2 protein-coding genes and 1 pseudogene are annotated in these 1,087 nt (G+C 45.9%); all 3 read left to right on the top strand.

Going from position 1 to position 1,087, the window contains the following annotated elements; genetic code table 11:
* A partial coding sequence (locus tag ACFIKE_RS11145) for a phage tail protein (protein ID WP_375649996.1) occupies window positions 1–414 on the top strand: 414 nt, incomplete at its 5' end.
* Window positions 411–665 carry a tail protein X gene (locus ACFIKE_RS11150; protein ID WP_375649998.1) on the top strand — a complete coding sequence of 85 codons (255 nt, stop codon included), beginning with the start codon at window positions 411–413 and terminating at the stop codon, window positions 663–665. The genes ACFIKE_RS11145 and ACFIKE_RS11150, both read left to right, overlap by 4 nt.
* Window positions 665–1,087 (top strand): annotated as a pseudogene (locus ACFIKE_RS11155) (late control protein); the annotation flags it as partial. The gene ACFIKE_RS11150 and the pseudogene ACFIKE_RS11155, both read left to right, overlap by 1 nt.

Genomic DNA, 1,087 nt, shown 5'->3' on the forward strand with positions numbered 1-1,087 from the left:
TGGCTGAATTTCCAATCTTTTGAAGAAGAGTTTTCTGCCTCATGGGTTTGTATGGAGCGTTTTGGCAAGGCACCCAGTTTGCAATTTACCGGCTATGGTAATGATGCAAAAACCATTCATGGGGTTTGGTTTCCAGAAGAATTTGGGGACCGGGTAGCGATAGATGCCATCACTACAACTATACGAACAGCAAAGCCGGTGCAGATGCTTCGTTGGATCAATGATACGACCTATAGTGTCCTTCTCCATGGTCCCGTGGTGATCACCACGATCAATAAAGACCACGACTATATTAGTCGCTCTGGTCAATCCCAGCGCATCCGCTATTCCATTACGCTCTTGCCCTTTTTTAATGGCGGAAAACCACAAGGACAATACCAGGTGGGACAAACCCAAGTGGGACAAATTCTATGAAGATACCAGAAAAGCATGTTGTTGTAGAGCTAGAGGATATGAGTCTTGATCTTATCTGCTTTCACCATGCCATGGCAGTGTTCAGAGACCGGAGGCAAGCTGGTTTACTCAAAGGCTATTTAGAAGCCACCTTGGAAGCTAATCCAGAGATTGCCAAATATGGTGTGTTTTTACCGCGGGGCTTAAAGGTCATTCTGCCTGAATTTGTGTTGTCTAATCCCCAAAGCATGGTGAAGCGGTTATGGGATTAATGCGCACATACCCCTTTATTGTGGTCAAGGTGGGAGACAAACCTGTTCATGAGGTTTTTTACCAGCGTCTTTTAACCGCAACCATTACGGACCATGCCGGTAATGAAGCCGATACATTTGAAGCAGAGTTTGATGATAATGGCAATGATTTAGAGGTTCCACAAACGGGCAACGCTCTGCAGGTGATCTTTGGCTATGAGAACAGCATTAGTGCATTTATGGGGTGTTTTGTTGTCGAATCGGTTGTGAGTTGTGGGGGCAGTGATGGAGAGATTTTGCGCCTTTGTGGCAAAAGTGCCTCGATGCGTAAAGAGCTCAAAGAACAGGTGAGTGAACATTTTGACCACCAAACTGTTGGTGAGATTGTTGAGACACTCGCTAAACGCCATGGCTATCAAGCAAAGGTCAGTCCCCAGTTCACC

The organism is Bartonella sp. MU70NMGDW (assembly GCF_042194085.1).
GTDB lineage: Bacteria > Pseudomonadota > Alphaproteobacteria > Rhizobiales > Rhizobiaceae > Bartonella > Bartonella grahamii.

Coding starts and splice junctions, on each gene's coding strand:
- ACFIKE_RS11150 (WP_375649998.1), top strand. CDS start 411: ATGAAGATACCAGAAAAGCATGTTGTTGTAGAGCTAGAGGATATGAGT.